The sequence below is a fragment of the Actinomadura sp. NPDC049753 genome (genome assembly GCF_040674655.1).
GTDB classification, from domain to species: Bacteria; Actinomycetota; Actinomycetes; order Streptosporangiales; family Streptosporangiaceae; genus Spirillospora; species Spirillospora verrucosospora.
This window is the reverse complement of sequence record NZ_JBFARL010000153.1, coordinates 1-19,856: the sequence shown is the minus strand read 5'-3', so window position 1 is coordinate 19,856 and position 19,856 is coordinate 1. Positions and strand designations below refer to the sequence as shown.

The following is a 19,856-nucleotide window of genomic DNA, read 5'->3' as shown; positions in this document are numbered from 1 at the left end:
AGACCTCCTCCACCACTGGATGAACCACGGCGTCCGCGCTGCGCGGCGCTGGACGCCTGCCGGGCGGCGTCGCCGAACCGGGCGGCCACCGAGCCCGCGAGCGGCAGCGCGCGCAGCCCCGGGCCCGGCTCGCGGGACGGGAGGAAGGCGACGACCTCGCGCGCGGCCCGCTCGTCCGGGAACACGACCACGCCGACCGTGACCGCGAGCCCCTGCGCCTGGTCCAGGTAGGTGGCGCGCAACACGGCGCGGCAGCCGCGGACCGTCAGGGTGCTGGCGAACGCGTCGTCCACGGCCGTCTCGCAGCGGGTGTCGGGGCCGATCCCCACCCGGCGGGCCGTCTCGGCGGACGCCTGGCCGAGCCGGTAGGGCAGGGCCGCGGGGAAGATCCGCCCGGCGGTCCAGGTCCGGTAGCGGCCGGACCGCTCCGCCGCGGCGGCCTCCGCGCGCTCGGCGGGGGTGGGGGCGCGGGTCAGCTCGGCGGTCAGCCGCACCCCGGCGACGAGGATGACGATCGCGCACGCCGCCGCGGCCACCAGCGCGGCCGTCCTGCGGGACACCCGCCGTCCGGCGCCCGGTTCCGGCTCGCCGTCCGGGGCGGAGATCTCGGCGCGCGACACCAGCGGAGCGTAGCCCAAGGCGGCTCAGGACGGGGCGGAGGGAGGCCGCCCGGGGTGGCGCCGCCGGAACGCGACCGCGAGCGCGAACCCCCCGGCCGTCCCGCCGAGCCCGAGCAGCACGATCACGATGATCAGCGGGCGGACCCAGAAGGGCCGCTCGATGACCTCGACCGGGCCGGGGTCCTGCTTCCCGAACCGCTGCCCGGCGGGCTTGGCCCGCGCCGGGCCGGGCGGCGCCGAGGCCAGCGAGTCCGCCGCCGACAGGGCGCGGGCCGCGTGCACCTCCCCGAACCCGATCTCCGGGTCGTAGCCGCCGGACGGGCCGTGCCGGGTGCTCTGGATCAGCGCCTGAGCGACCAGCGCGGGCGCCATCCGGGGATGCTTCGCGCGGATCAGCGCCGCGATCCCGGCGACGATCGCGCTGGCGTCACTGGTGCCGTTGCTCGCGAAGTACCGGCCGCCCGGGGCCCCGACGGGCAGGTTCGCTCCCGGCGCCGACACCAGCACCGAGTAGTTGCGGTTGGAGAACGGCGCGCGGGTGTGGCCGGGCTCGGTCGCCGCGACGGCGATCACGCCGGGGTAGGACGCCGGGTAGAAGTAGGGGGCGAATCCGTCGCCGTCCAGCAGCCGCTCCTCGTCGCCGTCGTTGCCGACGGCCGAGACCACCACGACGCCCTTGCCGATGGCGTAGCCGATGGCCGCGCGCTCGGCGGGGTTCTCATCCGGGCTGCCGAGCGAGAGGTTGATGACGTCGGCGCCGTGGTCGGCGGCGTAGCGGATGCCGCGCGCCACCGAGCCCTCCGCCCTGGACGACGCCCGGAAGCGGCGGTAGCTGGCGTCCTCCGGCTCGCCGATCGCCCGGACGGCGAGGATGCGCGCCTGCGGGGCCATGCCGATGACGCCCGAGCCGCCGCCCGGGCCGTGCCCCTGCCCGGCGATCAGCGTCGACATCCCGGTGCCGTGCAGCCGCGCGGGCGTCGTCCCGGCGTCGATCTCGGCGAGCATGTTGGGGCCGACGGTCACCTTGCCGCGCAGGTCCGGCTGGGTGGGGTCGACGCCCGTGTCGACGACCCCGACCGTCACTCCGGCGCCCTTGGTCACCTTCCAGGCGGTCTCCGCGCCGAGCAGGGCGAGGACGGGGCGCTGCCCGTCCCGCACCGCGTCCGCGCGCGCGTGGACGGGCATCAGCCAGCTTCCGGCCAGCACCGCCGCCGCGACGGCCGCAGGCAGACCGCGGCGCCTCACCCGCGCCCCCCTCAGCACTGCCACTCGGGCTGGTCGCAGTCGGGCAGGGCCTTGGCCGACAGGGCCCGCGCGATCGCGTGGGCGATCTGCGGGGACACCGCGAACGGCTCGCCCGGGCGTGCCTTCTTGATCGCGGAGGCGGGGCGGCCGTCGGCCTGGCCGGAGGTGGTCAGCACGACGTACGGGCCCCCGCGGTCGATCGTCCGGTCCTGCCTGGCCTCGTCGGTGAAGCGGGCGGACGCGGTCCCCGGGAACGCGGCGGCGCGCAGGGCGGGGCGGACGGATCCCGTCCCGTCGGGGCCCTGCGAGCCGGGCAGCTCCTTGTAGGCCCGGTCGGCCTTCCACGGGTCGGGGAACGCCACCACGCCGACGGTGACGACGACGCCCTGCAACTGGTCGACGTAGGTCGCGCGCAGCACGGCCCGGCAGCCGTGCCTGACGATCGTCGTCGCGATCTCCTCGTCCACGCCCTGGACGCACCCGGCGTCGGGGACGATCCCGGTCCGGGACGCGTACTCGGTGTGGTTGCCCGTCGGCCGGTAGCCGAGCCGGTCGGGGAAGACGCGCCGCGCGGGCCACGCCTCCCATCGGCGCGCGACCTCCCTGTTGGCGGCGATCTGGAGCTCGGCGTTGGTGGGCTCGCGCCTGAGGGTCGCCCAGGTGCCGACGAACGAGATCCCCGTGGCGACGAGGTAGCAGCAGCCCACGACGAGCGCCGCGAGCATCCACTGGCGGCCGGTCAGCCCCAGCACCGTCGGCGGGCCGCCGCCCGCGCCCGCCGGTCGCGGCGGCGCGCCGAACGGGCGCGCGGGCCCGGGGCGCGGGTTCGCGGGCGGCCCGGGCGGGCGGAAGCCGCCGGGCGCGCCGGGCTGGTGCGGGGACCGCGGCGGGGGCGGCTGCTGGGAGGGGGGCAGGAATGCCACAACAGTCAAGATTAACGGCGCTTCGCGACATTCCGCCGGTCATCCCGCGAAGGCCGGCCGTCGCAGCCCGGTCGGGAAAGGGGAAGAGGCCCCTCCGCAGAGGGGCCCGCTTCACCAGGTTCCGCGGTCAGAGGTCAAGGTCCGCGGACTCACTCCACGGCCCGCTTCGCCTCCCTGGCGGCATCCTTGGCCTGCTCGCCGACCTGCTTGGCGCCGCCGGTCGCGCGGTCGCTCTTGCCCTCGGCCTCCAGGTACGGGTCACCGGACTGGCGTCCGGCCTCCTCCTTGCCCCGGCCCTTGGCCTGCTGAGCCTTGTTCTTCAGCTTGTCGAGGAAACCCATGGTTCCTCCTCCTGTACGGAGAGTCGTACAACCCGGCTATGCCCCCGAAAGCCCGGATTATGCGGACGTCCGGTTGCCGCGGCGCAGCCGCTCGGCCTCCTCGTGGATGAGGGCCTCGGTCTCCAGGAGCTTCGCCTCGGCCTGCTCGGTGCGCATCCGCGCCCGCAGCTCGCGCTGGCTCGGCTTACGCCGCCTCCCCGCCGTCCGGCGGCCGGCCCGTTCCCCGGTGAGCCTCTTCATGAACCCCATGCCCGTCACCTCTCCTCACCCGCGGCCGGTCCGGTCGCCGGCCTCGCGCCCGTACGGTGCCCCTTTCAGGGCGATCCATTCCGGTACCGGGCGGGACACCGGCAACCGTCCGGCAGGCGGCTGCCGGGAATGCCGCAGCACATGGCAAGGTTGTGCCGTGGGAGGACGATGACGTCCCGCCGTCCTTGAACGCCGAACGCCAGCACAGGAGCACTCACCGTGTCGTTGCCACCTCTGGTCGAGCCCGCCCCGGAGCTCACCCGCGACGAGGTCAACCGCTACTCGCGGCACCTGATCATTCCCGACGTGGGCATGGCCGGGCAGAAGCGCCTCAAGAACGCCAAGGTCCTGGTCGTCGGCGCGGGCGGCCTCGGCTCCCCCGCCCTGCTCTACCTGGCCGCCGCCGGGGTGGGCACCCTCGGCGTCATCGACTTCGACGTCGTCGACGAGTCCAACCTGCAGCGGCAGATCATCCACCGGCAGTCGTCGCTCGGCAAGCCGAAGGTCGAGTCGGCCGCCGAGACCGTCCGTGAGATCAACCCGCTGATCGACGTCGTGGTGCACGACACCGCGCTCGACCGCGACAACATCATGGACATCTTCTCCGGCTACGACCTGATCGTGGACGGCACCGACAACTTCGCCACCCGCTACATGGTGAACGACGCCGCCGTCCTGCTCGGCAAGCCGTACGTCTGGGGCTCGATCTACCGGTTCGACGGCCAGGCGTCGGTGTTCTGGGCCGAGCACGGTCCCTGCTACCGCTGCCTCTACCCCGAGCCGCCGCCGCCCGGCATGGTGCCCTCCTGCGCCGAGGGCGGGGTGCTCGGCGTGCTGTGCGCGTCCATCGGCTCCATCCAGGTGAACGAGGCCATCAAGCTGCTGACCGGCATCGGCGAGCCGCTCGTCGGCCGGCTGATGGTCTACGACGCCCTGGAGATGACCTACCGCTCGGTCAAGGTCCGCAAGGACCCCGAGTGCCCGCTGTGCGGCAAGAACCCGACGCAGACCGAGCTGCTGGAGGACTACGAGGCCTTCTGCGGCGCGGTGTCCGACGAGGCCGCCGAGGCCGTCAAGGACTCCACGATCTCCGTGCACGACCTCAAGGCCATGCAGGACCGGGACGACGACATCTTCCTCGTGGACGTCCGCGAGCCCAACGAGCACGAGATCGTCGCGATCCCGGGCGCCACGCTCATCCCCAAGGGCGAGTTCCTGAACGGCTCCGCCCTGGAGCGCCTGCCGCAGGACAAGAAGATCGTCCTGCACTGCAAGTCGGGCGTCCGCTCCGCCGAGGCCCTCGCCGTCGTGAAGAACGCCGGCTTCGGCGACGCCGTCCACGTCGGCGGCGGCGTCCTGGCCTGGGTCAACCAGATCGACCCCAGCCTCCCGTCCTACTGACGCCCGCCCGAAGGCCCCCGAACCCGTTCCGGGTCCGGGGGCCTTCCGCTGTCCGGGCCCCGTCCGGGCTCCCGGCGCCCTGGGCGCCGCTCCCCGCGAAGACCTCCCGATCAGGATCTTGACCGCGTGCCCGCCCCTATTTAGTTTGGACCACGATCAAAACCCGGCGAAGGGACGCGGCCGTGGAACGACGGCGCAGGACGCAACGGAGATGGCGGGTCGCGGTGGCCGGGGTGGTGGGCGTGCTGCTCATCCTCGGCGTGCTGCCGGGAGGCACCGCTTCGGCGGAGGCGGCGCCACCGGGCCGTCCGGCCTTCGACGTCAGGCCGGCCCGCGACGCGATCGAGCGCCTGGTCGGACCGCGGTACGCCGCCCAGGTGAGCCTGGCGACCGTGCCCGGCTCCGGCGGCCGGGACACCTTCCGGGTCTCGGCCCGCCACAGGCGGCTGGTCGTCGCGGGCAGCAGCACGCCGGCGCTGCTGATGGGCTTCAACTGGTACCTCAAGCACGTCGCCAAGGCCGACATCTCCTGGACCGGCGACCAGCTCGCCCTTCCGCGCCGGCTCCCCCTGCCGGCGCAGCCGATCGAGCGGTCGTCCGTCGTCGAGCACCGGTTCGCCGGGAACGACACCGAGGACGGTTACTCCGGGCCGTACCGGACGTTCGAGGACTGGGAACGGCTCATCGACGTCTACGCCCTGCACGGCGTCAACGAGATGTTCATGCCGGTCGGCACCGAGGCCGTCTACTACGAGACGTTGAAGTCGTTCGGCTACTCGGCGGACGAGCTGCGCGCGTGGATCCCGGGCGCCGGCTACCAGCCGTGGTGGCTGCTGCAGAACATGTCCAACTTCACCTCGCCGATCAGCGAGGCGCAGATCCGGGCCCGCGCGGAACTGGGCCGCCGGATCGCCGACCGGATGCGGCGGCTGGGCATCACGCCGGTGCTCCCGGGCTACTTCGGTACCGTCCCGGCCGGTTTCGCGGCCCGCAACCCCGGCGCGGTGACCGTGCCGCAGGGCACCTGGGAGGGGATCGCCCGGCCCGACTGGCTGGCGCCGACGAACCCGGTGTTCGCCCAGGTCGCCGAGCGGTTCTACGGCGTCCAGGACCGGCTGCTCGGCCGGTCGACGATGTACAAGATGGACCTCCTGCACGAGGGCGGGAAGGCCGGTTCCATCCCCGTGGGCCAGGCCTCCGCGGCCGTCCAGGACGCCCTGGAGAAGGCGCACCCGGGAGCGACCTGGGTCGTCCTCGGCTGGCAGAGCAACCCGCGCCCCGAGACCGTGGCCGCCGTCGACCGGAGCAGGATGCTCGTCGTGGACGGCCTGTCGGACCGGGCGCTGAAGGTCGACCGCGACACCGACTGGAAGGGCACGCCGTACGCCTTCGGGTCGATCTGGAACTTCGGCGGCAACTCCACGGTCGGCGCACCGATCAAGGCCTGGAACGAACGGTTCTGGGACTGGCGGGCGCGGCAGGGGAGCGCCCTGGACGGCATCGCGATCATGCCGGAGGCGAGCTACAACAACCCGGTCGCGGTCGAGTTCCTCGCCGAGCTGCCCTGGCATGACGGCCCCGTCGACCTCCACCGGTGGTTCGACGAGTACGCGGACGCCCGCTACGGGGGCGTCGACCCGCAGGCCCGCGCCGCCTGGCGGGTGCTGGCCGACACCGCGTACGCGATCCCCCCGACCGGCGGCCGCTCGTCCGGGCACGGCGGGCTCTTCGCCGCGGAGCCGAACCTGGCGACGACCAGGCCGCACCGGTGGGCGCAGGCCGCGTTCGCCTACGACCCCGCCGCGTTCGCCCGGGCCCTGCCCGCGCTCCTGGCCGTCCGCGAACCGCTGCGCCGCGGCGACGCCTACCGCTACGACCTGCTCGAAGTGGCCCGCGCGGCGGCCGACGACCGGTCGAGGACCCTGCTGCCGCAGATCAACGCGGCGTACCAGGCCCGCGACCTCGCCGCCTTCTCCCGGCTGACCGACGCCTGGACCGGCTACATCAGGGCGCTCGACGACCTGGCCGGCACCGATCCGCACCACATGGTCGGACCGTGGCTCCAGCGGGCGCGGCAGGCGGCCGCGGATTCCCGGGAGGCCCCGCTGCTGGAGTACGAGGCGCGCAAACTGATCACTTCGTGGGGCGACCGCGACACCGACCTTCACGACTACGCCTACCGCGAGTGGTCCGGGGTGCTGCGCGACTACTACGCGCCCCGCTGGCAGCGGCTGTTCGACGGGCTGAAGACCGAGCTGCGCACCGGGTCCCCCGCACCGGCCGTCGACTGGTACGAGATGGCCGAGGCGTGGGCGAAGGACCGCGGCGAGTACCGGACGCGGCCGGCCGGCGACACCTACACCGAGGCGTCCCGGATGCTGCGGCGGCTGACCGCCGACGGCTACGACCTGCCGCTGTCGCTGCGCCCGCAGGGATCGGTCTCCGGCACCGCCTCGGTGGCCGCCTCCGTGACCAACGCCAACTACTTCGCGCCCATGAGCGGGGTGACCTTCGACGTCTCCGCTCCCCCCGGCGTGGAGGCCCGTCCCAGCGGTCCGGAGAAGGGGGAGATCGACCCGGGCGCCACGCTGGAGCGGTCGTGGACGCTGCACCGGACCGGCGACCTCCCGGACGGGACGACGCAGGTCACGGTGCAGGTCACGGTCGGGTTCGACCAGGCCGGCCGGCACGTCGTCCGCAAGGCGAGCGCCGTGCTGCCGGTGGCCGCGGACGGCCGCGTCCAGCTCAGCGACCTGCCGTTCTCCTACTCCCGCAACCACGACGGCATCTACCCGGTGGCCCGCGACACCGTGACGCCCGGTACGCCCGAGGGCAACGGCAAGCCCATCCGCCTAGACGGGACCGCCTACAGCAAGGGGCTCGGGACCAACGCGAACGCCGATGTGCGCGTCGAGCTGAATCATGGCTGCCGGCGGTTCACAACGGTCGTCGGGATCGACGACGCGATGAACCACACGGCCGACGGCGATGTGGTCGTCCGGGTCTACGGCGACGGCCGGCTGCTGCACGAGTCCGGCGTGCTGCGCAGCGGGCTCGCGACCTCCGGAGCGGAGGCGGTCCGGCTCGACGTCGACGTGACGGGCGTCCAGCAGCTGCGCCTCCAGGTCGACCAGTACGACGCGAACCGCTGGTTCGACGCCGTCTCGTTCGGCGTGCCGACGCTCGCCTGCACCTCCCCGCCGCCGGCCCGGTGAGCCGTCCCCCGGGCCCGTGTCCGCAGGCGGACGGGCGGGCCCGGGGACATCGCCGATCCCTATACGCTCCAACCACAGGGGGGCGGCACGGCGCGGCGGCGTCGCGGCGCGCGGGGAAGGCGAGGATGAGCAGGCCCGTCCGGATCACCGAGAAGGCGACTCCCGCCGTCCTGCGCGAGCGCAACACCGAGCTCGTCCTGCAGAGCGTGCTGGCGGGCGGCGGCGCGGTGTCCCGCGCCGACATCGCCCGGTCCACGGGCCTGGCCCGCGCGGTCGTGTCGCAGATCATGGAGAGCCTGGTGGCGCGGCGGCTGGTGGTCGAGGAGGCCGCCAGGCCGAGCGGGCGCGGCAAGCCGGCCACGCTGCTGCGGATCGACACCGACCGGCACTGCCTGCTCATGGCCGACGTCCGCCCCACCGAGGTGCTGGGCGGCGTCGTCGGGCTGGACGGCGCGATCGGCGCGACGGCGCGCACGGCGCTGCCCGCCCGTCCGGGCGGCGCGGACGTGGTGGCCGCCCTCGTCCCGATGCTCAGGGCCCTGGCCGCCGACGACGGGCGCGCGGTGCTGTCCGCCGGAGTCGCCGTCCCCGGCATCGTCTCCCCCGAGCAGCGGGTCATCGAGGCGCTGCAGCTGCGCTGGAAGGACGTCGACCTCGCCTCGCCGCTGGCGGCCGCGCTCGGGCACGAGGTCGTCCTCGTCAACGACGCGACCGCCGTGGGGATGTCGGAGCTGTCGGTGCAGAGCCGGGCCGGTGACAGCGTGATCGTCCTGCACATCGCCGGCGGCATCGGCTCGGCCATCCTGCTGGACGGCCGCGTGCACCTCGGTGAACGGCAGCGCGCGGGCGAGGTCGGCCACATCGACGTCGGCGTCAGCGACCGCCGGTGCGAATGCGGCCGGCGGGGGTGCCTGGAGACGGTGGCGAGCCTCCCGGCCGTCCTCGCCGGGGCCGCCGTCGAGGAGCTGGACGCCGTCTCCTCGCCCGGTGAGGCGCTCGCGACGCCGGAACTCCAGGCGCTCGCGGCACGGGTCGACTACGCCGGGAAGAGCCTCGCCGCTCTCCTCTGCGTCCAGGCCGCGATCCTCGACATCGGAGACGTCGTGATCGACGGGCCGATGCGCCGGGCCGGCGAGCGCCTGCTCAACGCCATCGAGCGGGAACTGGCCGTCCGGCTGCCGCCGAGCGACGTGCGCCGTCCCCGCTTCTCCACGATGGCCCGGAACAGCATCATGCACGGCGCCGCCGCGACCGCGATGCACCACCGGCTCGGCGTCATCTGGCACATCGCCTGACGCTCGGCGGCCGCGCGAACCCCCGCGCCGTACCGCCGGCGGGGGCCCGGCTCATCCCCTGGGGGGCGCGTAGGTCAGGCCGAGTTCGACGGTCACCTCGCGGAGCATCAGCTCGAACATGGGGGCGGCGTCGCTCAGGGCGAACTCGAGGTGGCCGAAGACCTCCAGGCTGACGCCGCCCTGGAGCCTGATCCAGCACTTGAGGAACTGCTGGATCACCCCGAGCGGCAGGGCGATGCCGAGCACGTCGTCGCGGTAGCGGCGCAGCTCCTCGCGCAGGCCGGGGTCGATCTCCTCCTCGGGCATCACCGGGAACGGCTGCTTCCTCCACAGCTCCAGGAACAGGGCCATGAACGTCCAGCCGAACTGGCGGGCGCACTCCTCGGCGAAGTCGACCTCCTCCTGGTGCGCGGCGCCGCGCACGGGCGTGCCGAAGAGCAGCGAGTACTCGCGGGGATGCGCCAGCGCCCAGAGGCGGAACTGGCGGGCCACCGTCATGAACTTGCCGCTCATGTCGCCCTTCGGCACGTCCTCCATGGCCGCGTGCAGGTCGCCGGTCAGCTCGGTGAACAGGTCGCCGACCAGGTGCCGCAGCAGCTCGCCGTGGCTGCCGAAGTAGCGGTAGAGCGCGGGGGCCGTCATGCCCATCTCGCGGGCGATGGCGCGCAGCGTCACCGCGTCGGGGCCCTCCTCCACGAGGATCCGCCGGGCGGTGTCGGTGATCTCCCTGACGGTCGCGGCCCGCAGACGATCACGACGCGTTGCCACCTCGCCCCCTCTCTGCCGGGTGCCCGGCCGCCACCGGCCGCCCTCGCATGATTCCTCAAAAACACCCTTGACGACAGCTAACGCCGTATGCGAAGTTAACGCTGTTCTCAGTTTACGGCGTTCACTGGAATTACTCAAGGTAACGGGGCTGGAGGAGGAGCGTCATGTTCGAGCGATGGGGCAGGTGGGTCCACCGGCGCAGGCGGTGGGTCCTCGCCGCCGCGGGGGCGTTCCTGGTGTTCGCCGCGGTGTGGGGCACGGGCGTCTTCGGCGCGCTGACCTCCTCCGGCGGCTTCGACACGCCGGGCAGCCAGAGCGCGACGGCGGAGCGGATCGCCGAGCGCGACCTCGGACGGGGCGCCGCCGACGTCGTGGTCCTCTACCAGGGCGGGACGACCGTCGACGACCCGGCCTTCCGGGCGTCGGTGGAGCGCGCGCTGGCCGCGCTGCCCCCCGGCAAGGTCGCCAAGGCCAGCACGTACTGGACGACGAACGCGCCGCAGTTCGTCAGCGACGACCGCAAGGCGACCTATGCCGTCCTGCAGCTCGCCGGCTCCGACGAGGCCGCCAGGGAGGACAACTACAAGGCCGTCCAGGACGACCTGACCGAGGTCGGCGGCGGGCTCACCGCGAAGGTCGGCGGCGCGGTCGGCACCGGCGTCGCGATCAACGAGCGCGTCTCGTCCGACATCGGCCGGGCCGAGGGCATGGCCATGCCGGTGCTCCTGGTGCTGCTGGTGCTGATCTTCGGGGGGCTGGTCTCGGCGAGCCTGCCGCTGCTGGTCGGCGGCCTGGCCATCCTCGGCTCGTTCACCGCGCTGCACGCGCTGGCCTACGTCACCGACGTGTCGATCTTCGCGGTCAACATCACCACGTTCCTCGGGCTCGGCCTCGCCATCGACTACGGGCTGTTCATGGTCAGCCGGTTCCGCGAGGAGATCGGCCGGGACGGCGCCTCCGCCGAGGACGCGCTGGCCGCCACCATGGCCACGGCCGGGCGCACCGTCGCGGTCTCCGGCGTCACGGTCGCCGTCTCGCTGTCCGGGCTGCTGCTGTTCGACCAGAACTTCCTGGTCTCCATGGGCTACGGCGGCATCGCCACCGTGCTGGTGTGCATGGCCGGGGCGCTGACCGTGCTGCCCGCGCTGATGGCCGTCCTCGGCCCGAGGGTGAACGCGCTGCGGATCCGGCGGCGCCGGCCGGCGGCCGGCGACCGGTCCGACGGCTGGTGGGGACGCGTCGCACGCAGCGTGATGCGCCGCCCGGTCGTCTACATGGTCGCGACGGTGGCGCTGCTCCTCGCGCTCGGCGCGCCGTTCCTGCGCATCAACTGGGGCGGCGTGGACGCGAAGGTGCTGCCGGACGGCACGGACGCGCGGGTCGTCTCCGAGACGCTGGAGACCCGGTTCCCCCGCAACGCCACCAGCCCGATCGAGGCCGTCGTGACCGGGACGTCCGACCGGGCCGCCGTCCAGGCGTACGGGGCCCGCCTGGACGCGCTGCCCGGCGTCACGGACGCGACGGTGACCGGCGCCGGCGGGACGACGACCCGGATCGCGCTGCGCTACGACGCCGACCCGAACTCCGGCGCCGCCCGCGACCTCGTCCAGCGGGTCCGGGACGTCCCGCCGCCGCCCGGCGCGCGCGCCTACGTCGGCGGTGAGACGGCCGACGTCGTCGACCAGCTCGACAGCATCGGCGCGACCCTGCCCTGGCTGGCCCTGCTCGTCGGCGGCGCCACGTTCCTCCTGCTGTTCCTGGCGTTCGGGTCGGTGCTGCTGCCGCTGAAGGCGATCGTCATGAACATGCTGTCGCTGTCGGCCACCTTCGGCGCGGTCGTGCTGGTCTTCCAGGACGGCCACCTGTCCGGCCCGCTCGGCTTCACCGCGACCGGCTCCATCTCCCCCGCGATGCCGATCCTCATGCTGGCGATGCTGTTCGGCATCTCGATGGACTACGAGGTCTTCCTGCTGTCGCGGGTCCGCGAGCAGTACGACCTGACCGGCTCCAACACCGCGGCCGTCGCCTCCGGCGTGCAGCGCACCGGCGCCATCATCACCAGCGCCGCGCTGCTGTTCATCGTGGTGATCGGCGCGTTCGCGACGTCCGGCATCACGTTCATCAAGATGACCGGCATCGGGATGGCCGTGGCGATCCTGCTGGACGCGACGGTCGTCCGGGCGCTGCTCGTGCCCGCCACGATGCGGCTGCTCGGCCGCGCGAACTGGTGGGCGCCCGGCCCGCTGGCCCGGCTCTACGGCCGGTACGGGATCCGGGAGGGCGACGCCCCCGCCGCTCCCCCGTCGCGGCTGGAGCCCGTGGGCTGACGCCCGCCCCGGTGGCCGGCACGCCGAAGTGCCGGCCACCAATCCTTCCGAACCGCTTGTGGTCGCCTCCGCCCGGCGCAAGACTGAACGCCATTCCACCGGCTGCACCCTCGTGTGACGCATTCCGCGACGGCCCCCGCCCGGCGGATCCCCGAACCCTTCCCGTGCCGGGACGTTCCTTTGGAGGCACCATGTCCGTGCTGATGATCACCGAGGCCGAGACGGCGCTCGCGCACCTGGAGCGGCTCACCGACGCCCTGCGCTCCGCCGGCTGGGCGGTCGAGGTCGCCGCGCCCGCCGACCGCCGTCCGACCGCGCACATCGCCGACCCGCGCCTGCCGCGGGTGAACGAGAGCGTCATCGCGGTGCGGGAACGTTCCGGCGACGGCTGGTCCTACTGCTACGGCTGGGGCGAGCGGATCGCGCCGTGCGCCGACCCGTCCGCCGCCGCCGCGGCCGTCGGGCGGGTGCTCGCCGCCCGACGCGACAACTGAACCGCCCGGCGCACGCGGCCGCCCTCTGACCGATTCGGGGGGACGCCGCCGTCCGCTCCGGGGGCATGCTCGTGAGCCACCGAGCCCGGACGCCGCCACGCCCGCGGCGTCCGGCGCCCCGCACCACGGAGAGGAAGCGTCATGCGAACGCCCGTCCGCGCTCCCGTCCTGCTCGCCGCGTCCGCGCTCGCGGCGTCCGGCGCCGGGCTGGTCCCCGCCGCCCCGGCCCTCGCCCGGTCCGGGCCGCACACGATCGTCGTCCGCGGGCCGCACAACGTCCACGACCAGGCCTTCCGGGCCGCGAAGACCAAAGTCGTCGTGGTCCGCGAACACCACAGGACCTGGGTGTCCCTGCGCGTGTGGGGAATGCCGCGCGAGGCCGCCGGCCGGACGTTCGGCGCCCACGTCCACGTGAACCGGTGCGGGCCGAAGCCCGAGGACGCCGGGCCGCACTACCACGACCCCGACGCGCCGCCGGGAACGCCGATGCCGAAGAAGGAGATCTGGCTCGACGTCACCGTCCGTCCCGACGGGCGCGGCCACTCCCGCACGTCCGTGCCGTGGCGGGTCGCGGAGAAGGCCGCGGGATCCCTCGTCGTGCACGCCAAGCCCACGGATCCGAAGACGGGCGACGCGGGCGCACGGCTGTTCTGCACCACCGTCCCGTTCTGAGCCGCGGCACCGGGTCCGCGCCGACCTCGCCGCCGGCAGACCGGCGGCGGGGTCACGCCGACTTGCGGCTGCGGCTCTTGGCCGGCTCCTTCTTCTCGCCGGCCTTGGACGACGCCGTCTTGCGCGCGGCGGGCTTCTTCGCCGCCGTCCCCTTGCCGGACGGCGCCTTCGCCTTCTCTCCCCGGCTCTTCTTCGCCGCCTCGACGCTGGCGCGCAGCGCGCTGAGCAGGTCCGCGGCGGGCTCCTCCGCGCCCTCCTCGGCGGGCCGCGCCACCTCCCGCCCCTCGACCTTGGCGTCGATCACCGCCTGGAGCGCCTCCCGGTAGGCGTCCTTGTACTCGCCGGGGTCGAAGTCCCCCTCCATCGACTCGATCAGCGACGTCGCCATCGACAGCTCCTGCTTGCGGACCTCGATGTCCTCCTCCAGGAAGGGGAACTCCGGCGCGCGGACCTCGTCCGGCCACAGCATCGTCTCCAGGACGAACACGCCCTCGCGGACCCGCAGCGTCGCGAGCGACTCGCGCTGCCGCAGCGCCACCTTGACGATCGCGACCTGGCCGGAGCTCTCCAGCGCGTCCCGCAGCAGCACGTACGGCTTGGCGCCCTGCGCGTCGGGCTCCAGGTAGTAGGACTTCGCGAAGTAGATCGGGTCGACCTCCTCGCGCTCCACGAACTGCAGGACGTCGATGCGGCGGCTGGACGACAGCGGCAGGTCGGCGAAGTCCTCGTCGGTGAGGATGACCATCTCGCCGCTCGGCAGCTCGTAGCCCTTGGCGATGTCGGAGTAGGGGACCTCTTCGCCGTCGACCGTGCACACCCGCTTGTACTTGATGCGCCCCCCGTCCTCCCGGTGCACCTGGTGGAAGGCGACGTCCCGCTGCTCGGTCGCCGAGTAGAGCTTCACCGGTATGGTCACCAGACCGAAGGAGATCGCGCCCTTCCAGATACTGCGCATGATCCGTCCTTACCCCGCACGTTCCTGCCCCTAGCGTCGCAACGTCGTTCGATTTGCGCCAGAACGGCGTCGTGATCCTTTCCCCGTGCGGCGGGACGGGGTAAGACGGCGTTATGACCATGCCGTGGCCCGTCGAGCCGATGATGGCCTCCACCGGGGACCTCCCCTCCGACGGCGGGAAGTGGGGCCTGGAGTTGAAATGGGACGGCGTGCGCGTCCTCTCGCACGTCTCCGCCGACGGCGTCCGCGCCGCCGGGCGGCGCGGCGGCGAGGTGGCGAGCCGCTACCCGGAGCTGTCCGCCCTCGCCGACCTGCTGCCCGACAACGACGTCGTCCTGGACGGCGAGGTCGTCGCCTTCCAGGAGGGACGCCCCAGCTTCGAACGCCTCCAGCGCCGGATGCACGTCCAGCGCCCCGACCCCCGGCTGATCCGCGAGGTGCCCGTCCGCTACGTGGTGTTCGACGTCCTCTTCCTGGACGGGCACGTTCTGTACGACGTCCCCTACGCCGACCGCCGCTCGGTGCTGGCGGAGCTCGACCTCGCCGGCACCGGCCCCGTGGAGGTGCCCCCGTACCTGCACGGCGGCGACCAGACCCAGGTGGAGGAGCTGCTCGCCTTCACCCGTGAGCAGCAGATGGAGGGCCTGCTCGCCAAGCGCCTCGACTCGCCGTACCGTCCGGGGCGCCGCGTCGACTTCTGGCGCAAGGTGAAGAACTTCATGACGCGCGAGGTCGTCGTCTGCGGCTGGAAGCCCGGGAAGGGCCGGCGCGAAGGCGGCGTGGGCTCGCTGCTGCTGGGCGAGTACGACATGAAGGGCCTGCTCGGTTTCGTCGGGCACGTGGGCACGGGTTTCAGCGACCGCGTCCTGGACGAGCTGTACGAGACGCTGTGGCCGCTGCGCCGTTCGACGAGCCCCTACGACGAGCCCGTTCCCCGCGAGTTCGCCCGCGACGCCCAGTGGGTTGAGCCCCGGCTCGTCGGGGAGGTCGCCTACAGTGCCCGGACCAGGGACGGCCGCCTCCGCTTCCCGTCCTGGCGGGGCCTGCGTGACGACAAGGACCCCCTGGAGGTCACGAGTGAGCAGTAAGAGGACCGCCGTCGACGTGGACGGCCGTCAGCTCTCCCTCTCCAACCTCGACAAGAACCTGTACCCGGAGTTCACCAAGGGCGAGGTCATCGACTACTACGCCCGCATCGCCCCGGTCATGCTCCCCCACCTGCAGGACCGCGCGGCGACCCGCATCCGCTGGCCGGACGGCGTCGACGGCGGCAAGTTCTTCGAGAAGAACGCCCCCTCCCACACCCCGGACTGGGTCCGCACGGCGACGATCCCCACCCCCGGCAGCTCCAAGGGCCGCGACACCCTCGACTTCGTCGTCGTCGACGACCTGCCCACGCTCGTGTGGTGCGCGAACCTCGCCGCGCTGGAACTGCACGTCCCGCAGTGGAAGGTCGGTCCGCGCGGCAAGGTGCACACCCCCGACCTGGTGGTCTTCGACCTGGACCCGGGCCCGCCCGCCACGATCGTGGAGGCGTGCGAGGTCGCCGCCCTGCTGCGCGACGTCCTCGCCGAGGACGGTCTGGAGTCCTATCCGAAGACGAGCGGCAAGAAGGGCCTGCACCTGTACGTCCCGATCGAGGAGCCGAAGGAGGCCGAACGGACGTCGGAGTACGCCAAGGCCGCCGCGCAGCGCCTGGCCGACGAGAACCCGAAGCTCGTCGTCGCGAAGATGGAGCGGCGGCTGCGCAAGGACAAGGTCTTCGTCGACTGGAGCCAGAACAACCCAGCCAAGACGACCGTCGCGCCCTACTCGCTGCGCGCCGGGAACCGCCCGTCCGTGTCGACGCCCATCACCTGGGAAGAGCTGGAGTCGTGCGGGGACGCCGCCGACCTCGTCTTCGGTCCCGAGGACGTCCTCGCCCGGGTGGACGAGCACGGCGACCTCCTGGAACCGCTGCTGAAGGACCACCGGCCCCTGCCCTGAGCGACGTCGGCGATCTCGGGTGCCCTATGTGTTCGAATCGGCACTCTCCGGGACCGCGTTCCGTCACCATGGTGCCTGGGGACACCGCGGGTGGAAGGAAGAGACCGTTGTCGCACAACCATCACTACGACGCCGTGGTGCTGGGCGGGGGGACCGCGGGGGAGCTGGTCGCGACCGGCCTCGCCCGCGCGGGAAGGGACGTCGCGCTCGTCGAGAACCGCCTCGTCGGCGGGGAGTCGCCGTACTTCGCCTGCGTCCCGTCCAAGTCGCTGCTGCTGTCGGCCCGCCGCGGCGAGACCTGGGAGATGGCCCTCGCCCGCCGGGACGCGCTGGCCGGGAACCGGGGCGACGACCCCGCCGTCGCCCGGATGGCCGAGGACGGCGTGACCGTCCTGCGCGGCCGGGGGCAGGTCCTCGACCGTGGCCGGATCGAGGTGGACGGCGCCGTCCACGGCTTCGGCGACCTCGTCGTCTGCACCGGCAGCGAACCGGTCATCCCGCCCGTCGAGGGGCTCGCCGACGTGCCGCTGTGGACGAGCGCCGAGGCCCTGTCGGTCCCCGACCTGCCGCGCCGGCTGGTGATCCTCGGCGGCGGCCCGGTCGGCTGCGAGCTGGCGCAGGTGTACGCGGCGTTCGGCTCCCAGGTCGCGGTCGTCGAGGCGTCCGGGCGGCTGCTGACCGCGGAGGCGCCGTTCGCCGGCGAGGTGCTCGCGGACGCCCTGCGCCGGATGGGCGTCGACCTGCGGCTCGGCACCGCCGTCGCCGACGCCGAGCGCAAGGACGTCGGGCTGCGGCTGTGGCTGACCGACGGCGGGACCCTCGACGCCGACCGCGTCCTCGCCGCCGCCGGGCGCCGCCCCCGCGTGGAGGGCCTCGGGCTGGAGAACCTCGGCATCGACGTCACCCCCGGCCAGGGGATCCCCGTGGACGGGACGTGCCGGGTGCCGTGCGATGCGGGCGGCGTTTGGGCGGCGGGCGACGTCACCGGCGTCGCCCGCACCGCGCACGCCGCCCGCTACCAGGCGCAGGTCGCGCTGTCGAACCTGCTCGGCCACCGGCGCGAGGCCGACTACCGCGCCATCCCCCGCGTCGTCTACACGACGCCGACCGTCTACTCCGTGGGGATCTCGCCCACGCAGGCGGAGGAACTCGGCATAGACATCCTCACCGCCGGGTACGACCTCGCCGCGACGGCGCGGGCGGCGGTCGAGGCCGACGAGCGCGGACGGGTGGAGCTGTACGCCGACCCCACCCGCGGCCTGCTGGTCGGCGCCGCCGCCGCCGGACTCCACGCCGAGGAGTGGATGAGCGAGATTGCCCTGGCCATCCGCGCGGAGACGCCGCTGAGCCTGCTCGCCGACGTCGTCCACGCGTTCCCGACCCACGGCGAGTCCGTCGAGGCGCCGCTGCGGGAGCTGGCCGGGAGGCTGTGACCCGAGACGGCCGTGCCCCTGAGGCGGCCGTGAACCTGGAGGAGGACCCCTGATGAGCGAGACCGACGACCTGGAGCAGCCCGCGCCCGACGACGCCAACGAGGCCGACGCGGCCGAGCAGCGCGCCGCCCTCGACGACGAGGAGCGCGTCGAGCGCGGCCCCATCCCGGACGATGCGAACGAGGCCGACGCGGCCGAGCAGCAGCGGGAGGTCCGGCTGGACGAGGACGACTACCGCTGATCCGCGTTGGCGCCCGGCACAGGAAGGAAGGTTCACAGAGAGATCTGGGCGGCCCGCTCCCGGTTCCGGCGGGAATACACTGACCTGCGCGAAGGAACGCCGGCGGGCGCCGCCCGTGACCAACGGAGTTACTCGCGCGTAGGATAAAGAGATTGTTCCCGGTGACGGACGCCCCCCATCCGTCCCCCGATTCGGTGATCGGAGAGTGTGGTGACCGCGACCCCGGACGCCCGCCCCCGTGGCACGAGACTGCCGCGACTGGCGCGCCGCAAGCAGTTGCTCGGCGCGGCCCAGGAGGTGTTCGTCGCCCAGGGGTACCACGCCGCGGCGATGGACGAGATCGCCGAGCGCGCGGGCGTCAGCAAGCCCGTGCTCTACCAGCACTTCCCGGGCAAGCTGGAGCTGTACCTGGCGCTGCTGGACGAGCACGCCGAGGCCCTGGTGAAGATCGTCCGCGAGGCGCTGGAGTCCACCACGGACAACAAGCTGCGCGTGCAGGCGAGCATGCAGGCCTTCTACGACTTCGTGGCGGGCGACGGCGAGGCCTACCGGCTGGTCTTCGAGTCCGACCTGCGCAACGTCGCGCCCGTCCGCGCCCGCGTCGACCGCGCCAACCAGCAGTGCGCCGAGATGATCGCGCAGGTCATCGCCGAGGACACCAACGCCCCCGCGGAGGAGGCGCACCTGCTCGGCATGGGCCTGGTCGGCATGGCCGAGGTCAGCGCCCGCTTCTGGCTCTCCCAGCACCGGGCGATCCCCAAGGACACCGCGGAGAAGATCATCGCCCGGCTGGCCTGGCGCGGCATCTCCGGTTTCCCGCGCACCACCGACCAGAGCTGACGCCGGCCCCGGGCCCTGCCCGGGCCGGGGGCGTTCACCCTCGGCACAACCGGGCGGCGCCGCGTCCGGCGATCTCCGTGCGACCATCGGATGCGGGTCCGCCGGCGGTCGGCGGGACGCGCCCGACGACGGGAGGCATCGCGTGCAGGTTCGCATCGGGGTCCAGAACGTGGCCAAGGAACTGGTGGTCGACACCGACCAGACGGCCGACGAGGTGCAGGACGCGCTCGGCGCGGCGCTCGCCGACCCGCACGGCGTGCTGGTGCTGAAGGACCGCCGCGCCGGCCGGGTCGTCGTCCCCGGGGCCCGCGTGGGCTACCTGGAGATCGCCGAGGACGAGCAGCGCAGCGTGGGCTTCGGCACGCAGTACACCTGAGCCGCGCACCCGAGCCGCCCGCCCGGGCGGCACCGGCACGGCGAGCCGTGCGCCGGAGCGGCGCGGCCCCTCAACCCCGCCGCTGACCTGCGACGTTGACCTTTCCCGTACGCGCCTTGACCAGATTTTTGTTTCAACCTGGCAGGCAGGGCATACCGATCACCGACCTCGGGCGACCGGCCCAGGGAAAGGAACGGTTGATCGAAATGCTCACCACGATCCTTTGGTTCATCGTCGTCGGTGCCGTGATCGGTGCACTCGCGCGGCTGGTCGTGCCGGGCCGCAACCCGATCGGCATCCTGCTCACGGTCCTCGTCGGCATCGCCGGCGCGATCCTCGGCGGCGTCGTCGCGGACGCGCTGGGCGCGGGCATGCTCGTCGCCTTGCGCAGCGCGAAGCGGCGGACGTCGCGGTCGTTGGCGGTGAACGCGCCGTCCTTGAAGATCGGGTGCCCGAACAGGTTCGTGGTGGCGGT

General features: G+C 73.3%; 20 protein-coding genes. 13 read left to right on the top strand and 7 right to left on the bottom strand.

All coding sequences use genetic code 11. The features are described from left to right. From AB0K37_RS30345 to AB0K37_RS30325, 5 genes are all read right to left on the bottom strand, one after another. A partial coding sequence (locus tag AB0K37_RS30345) for a hypothetical protein (RefSeq protein WP_363986794.1) occupies positions 1-620 on the bottom strand: 620 nt, incomplete at its 3' end. A 24-nt stretch (positions 621-644) separates the two neighbouring features. Then, positions 645-1,865 (bottom strand): S8 family serine peptidase, encoded by a 1,221-nt coding sequence (locus tag AB0K37_RS30340; protein WP_363986792.1) that lies wholly within the window; start codon positions 1,863-1,865, stop codon positions 645-647. A gap of 11 nt (positions 1,866-1,876) precedes the next feature. Beyond that, positions 1,877-2,788 (bottom strand): hypothetical protein, encoded by a 912-nt coding sequence (locus tag AB0K37_RS30335; RefSeq protein ID WP_363986790.1) that lies wholly within the window; start codon positions 2,786-2,788, stop codon positions 1,877-1,879. Between the two features lie 149 nt (positions 2,789-2,937). Beyond that, entirely contained in the window at positions 2,938-3,129 is a 192-nt protein-coding gene (locus AB0K37_RS30330) for a CsbD family protein (RefSeq protein WP_363986788.1), read from the bottom strand. 57 nt (positions 3,130-3,186) lie between these two features. After that, positions 3,187-3,378, bottom strand: a complete 192-nt coding sequence (locus AB0K37_RS30325; protein WP_363986787.1) for a hypothetical protein — start codon at positions 3,376-3,378, stop codon at positions 3,187-3,189. A 219-nt stretch (positions 3,379-3,597) separates the two neighbouring features. Between AB0K37_RS30325 and moeZ the strand changes: the two genes are divergently transcribed. The 3 genes from moeZ to AB0K37_RS30310 all read left to right on the top strand — a co-directional run bounded on the left by moeZ (position 3,598) and on the right by AB0K37_RS30310 (position 9,289). Continuing rightward, the gene (gene moeZ / locus AB0K37_RS30320; protein ID WP_363986785.1) at positions 3,598-4,779 is read left to right on the top strand and encodes an adenylyltransferase/sulfurtransferase MoeZ; all 1,182 of its coding nucleotides are present in this window, start codon (positions 3,598-3,600) and stop codon (positions 4,777-4,779) included. 224 nt (positions 4,780-5,003) lie between these two features. Continuing rightward, the gene (locus AB0K37_RS30315; protein WP_363986783.1) at positions 5,004-7,994 is read left to right on the top strand and encodes an alpha-N-acetylglucosaminidase TIM-barrel domain-containing protein; all 2,991 of its coding nucleotides are present in this window, start codon (positions 5,004-5,006) and stop codon (positions 7,992-7,994) included. A gap of 125 nt (positions 7,995-8,119) precedes the next feature. After that, positions 8,120-9,289: an ROK family transcriptional regulator gene (locus AB0K37_RS30310; protein WP_363986781.1), complete on the top strand. Its 1,170-nt coding sequence runs from the start codon at positions 8,120-8,122 to the stop codon at positions 9,287-9,289. 51 nt (positions 9,290-9,340) lie between these two features. On the opposite strand, the gene AB0K37_RS30305 is transcribed toward AB0K37_RS30310, so the two are convergent. Further along, on the bottom strand, positions 9,341-10,057 hold the full coding sequence (locus AB0K37_RS30305; RefSeq protein ID WP_363986780.1) for a TetR/AcrR family transcriptional regulator: 717 nt from the start codon (positions 10,055-10,057) through the stop codon (positions 9,341-9,343). A gap of 164 nt (positions 10,058-10,221) precedes the next feature. Between AB0K37_RS30305 and AB0K37_RS30300 the strand changes: the two genes are divergently transcribed. The 3 genes from AB0K37_RS30300 (at position 10,222) to AB0K37_RS30290 (ending at position 13,550) form a co-directional block, all read left to right on the top strand. Beyond that, entirely contained in the window at positions 10,222-12,384 is a 2,163-nt protein-coding gene (locus AB0K37_RS30300; protein WP_363986778.1) for an MMPL family transporter, read from the top strand. Between the two features lie 191 nt (positions 12,385-12,575). Beyond that, a complete protein-coding gene (locus AB0K37_RS30295; protein WP_363986776.1) occupies positions 12,576-12,878 on the top strand; it encodes a hypothetical protein in 303 nt (100 codons plus the stop codon). Positions 12,879-13,019: 141 nt separating this feature from the next. Beyond that, the gene (locus AB0K37_RS30290; protein ID WP_363986774.1) at positions 13,020-13,550 is read left to right on the top strand and encodes a hypothetical protein; all 531 of its coding nucleotides are present in this window, start codon (positions 13,020-13,022) and stop codon (positions 13,548-13,550) included. Between the two features lie 52 nt (positions 13,551-13,602). Here the strand turns inward: AB0K37_RS30290 and AB0K37_RS30285 are convergent, their stop codons facing one another. Further along, positions 13,603-14,505: a Ku protein gene (locus tag AB0K37_RS30285; RefSeq protein ID WP_363986772.1), complete on the bottom strand. Its 903-nt coding sequence runs from the start codon at positions 14,503-14,505 to the stop codon at positions 13,603-13,605. A 113-nt stretch (positions 14,506-14,618) separates the two neighbouring features. Here AB0K37_RS30285 and ligD (AB0K37_RS30280) point away from each other — a divergent pair, with 113 nt between their 5' ends. The 7 genes from ligD (AB0K37_RS30280) to AB0K37_RS30250 form a co-directional block, all read left to right on the top strand. Beyond that, positions 14,619-15,593, top strand: coding sequence for a non-homologous end-joining DNA ligase (ligD, locus tag AB0K37_RS30280; RefSeq protein WP_363986770.1), 975 nt, complete (start codon positions 14,619-14,621; stop codon positions 15,591-15,593). Further along, a complete protein-coding gene (ligD, locus tag AB0K37_RS30275; RefSeq protein ID WP_363986768.1) occupies positions 15,583-16,491 on the top strand; it encodes a non-homologous end-joining DNA ligase in 909 nt (302 codons plus the stop codon). The genes ligD (AB0K37_RS30280) and ligD (AB0K37_RS30275) overlap by 11 nt, the downstream gene beginning before the upstream one ends. Before the next feature lie 107 nt (positions 16,492-16,598). Then, positions 16,599-17,924 (top strand): NAD(P)/FAD-dependent oxidoreductase, encoded by a 1,326-nt coding sequence (locus tag AB0K37_RS30270; RefSeq protein WP_363986766.1) that lies wholly within the window; start codon positions 16,599-16,601, stop codon positions 17,922-17,924. Between the two features lie 52 nt (positions 17,925-17,976). Beyond that, positions 17,977-18,165, top strand: a complete 189-nt coding sequence (locus AB0K37_RS30265) for a hypothetical protein (protein WP_363986764.1) — start codon at positions 17,977-17,979, stop codon at positions 18,163-18,165. Positions 18,166-18,375: 210 nt separating this feature from the next. Beyond that, complete coding sequence (locus tag AB0K37_RS30260; protein WP_179843698.1) at positions 18,376-19,005, top strand: TetR/AcrR family transcriptional regulator; 630 nt, start codon at positions 18,376-18,378, stop codon at positions 19,003-19,005. A 142-nt stretch (positions 19,006-19,147) separates the two neighbouring features. After that, positions 19,148-19,381 carry a DUF3107 domain-containing protein gene (locus AB0K37_RS30255; RefSeq protein WP_363986761.1) on the top strand — a complete coding sequence of 78 codons (234 nt, stop codon included), beginning with the start codon at positions 19,148-19,150 and terminating at the stop codon, positions 19,379-19,381. 116 nt (positions 19,382-19,497) lie between these two features. Next, a partial coding sequence (locus AB0K37_RS30250; protein WP_363986795.1) for a hypothetical protein occupies positions 19,498-19,856 on the top strand: 359 nt, incomplete at its 3' end.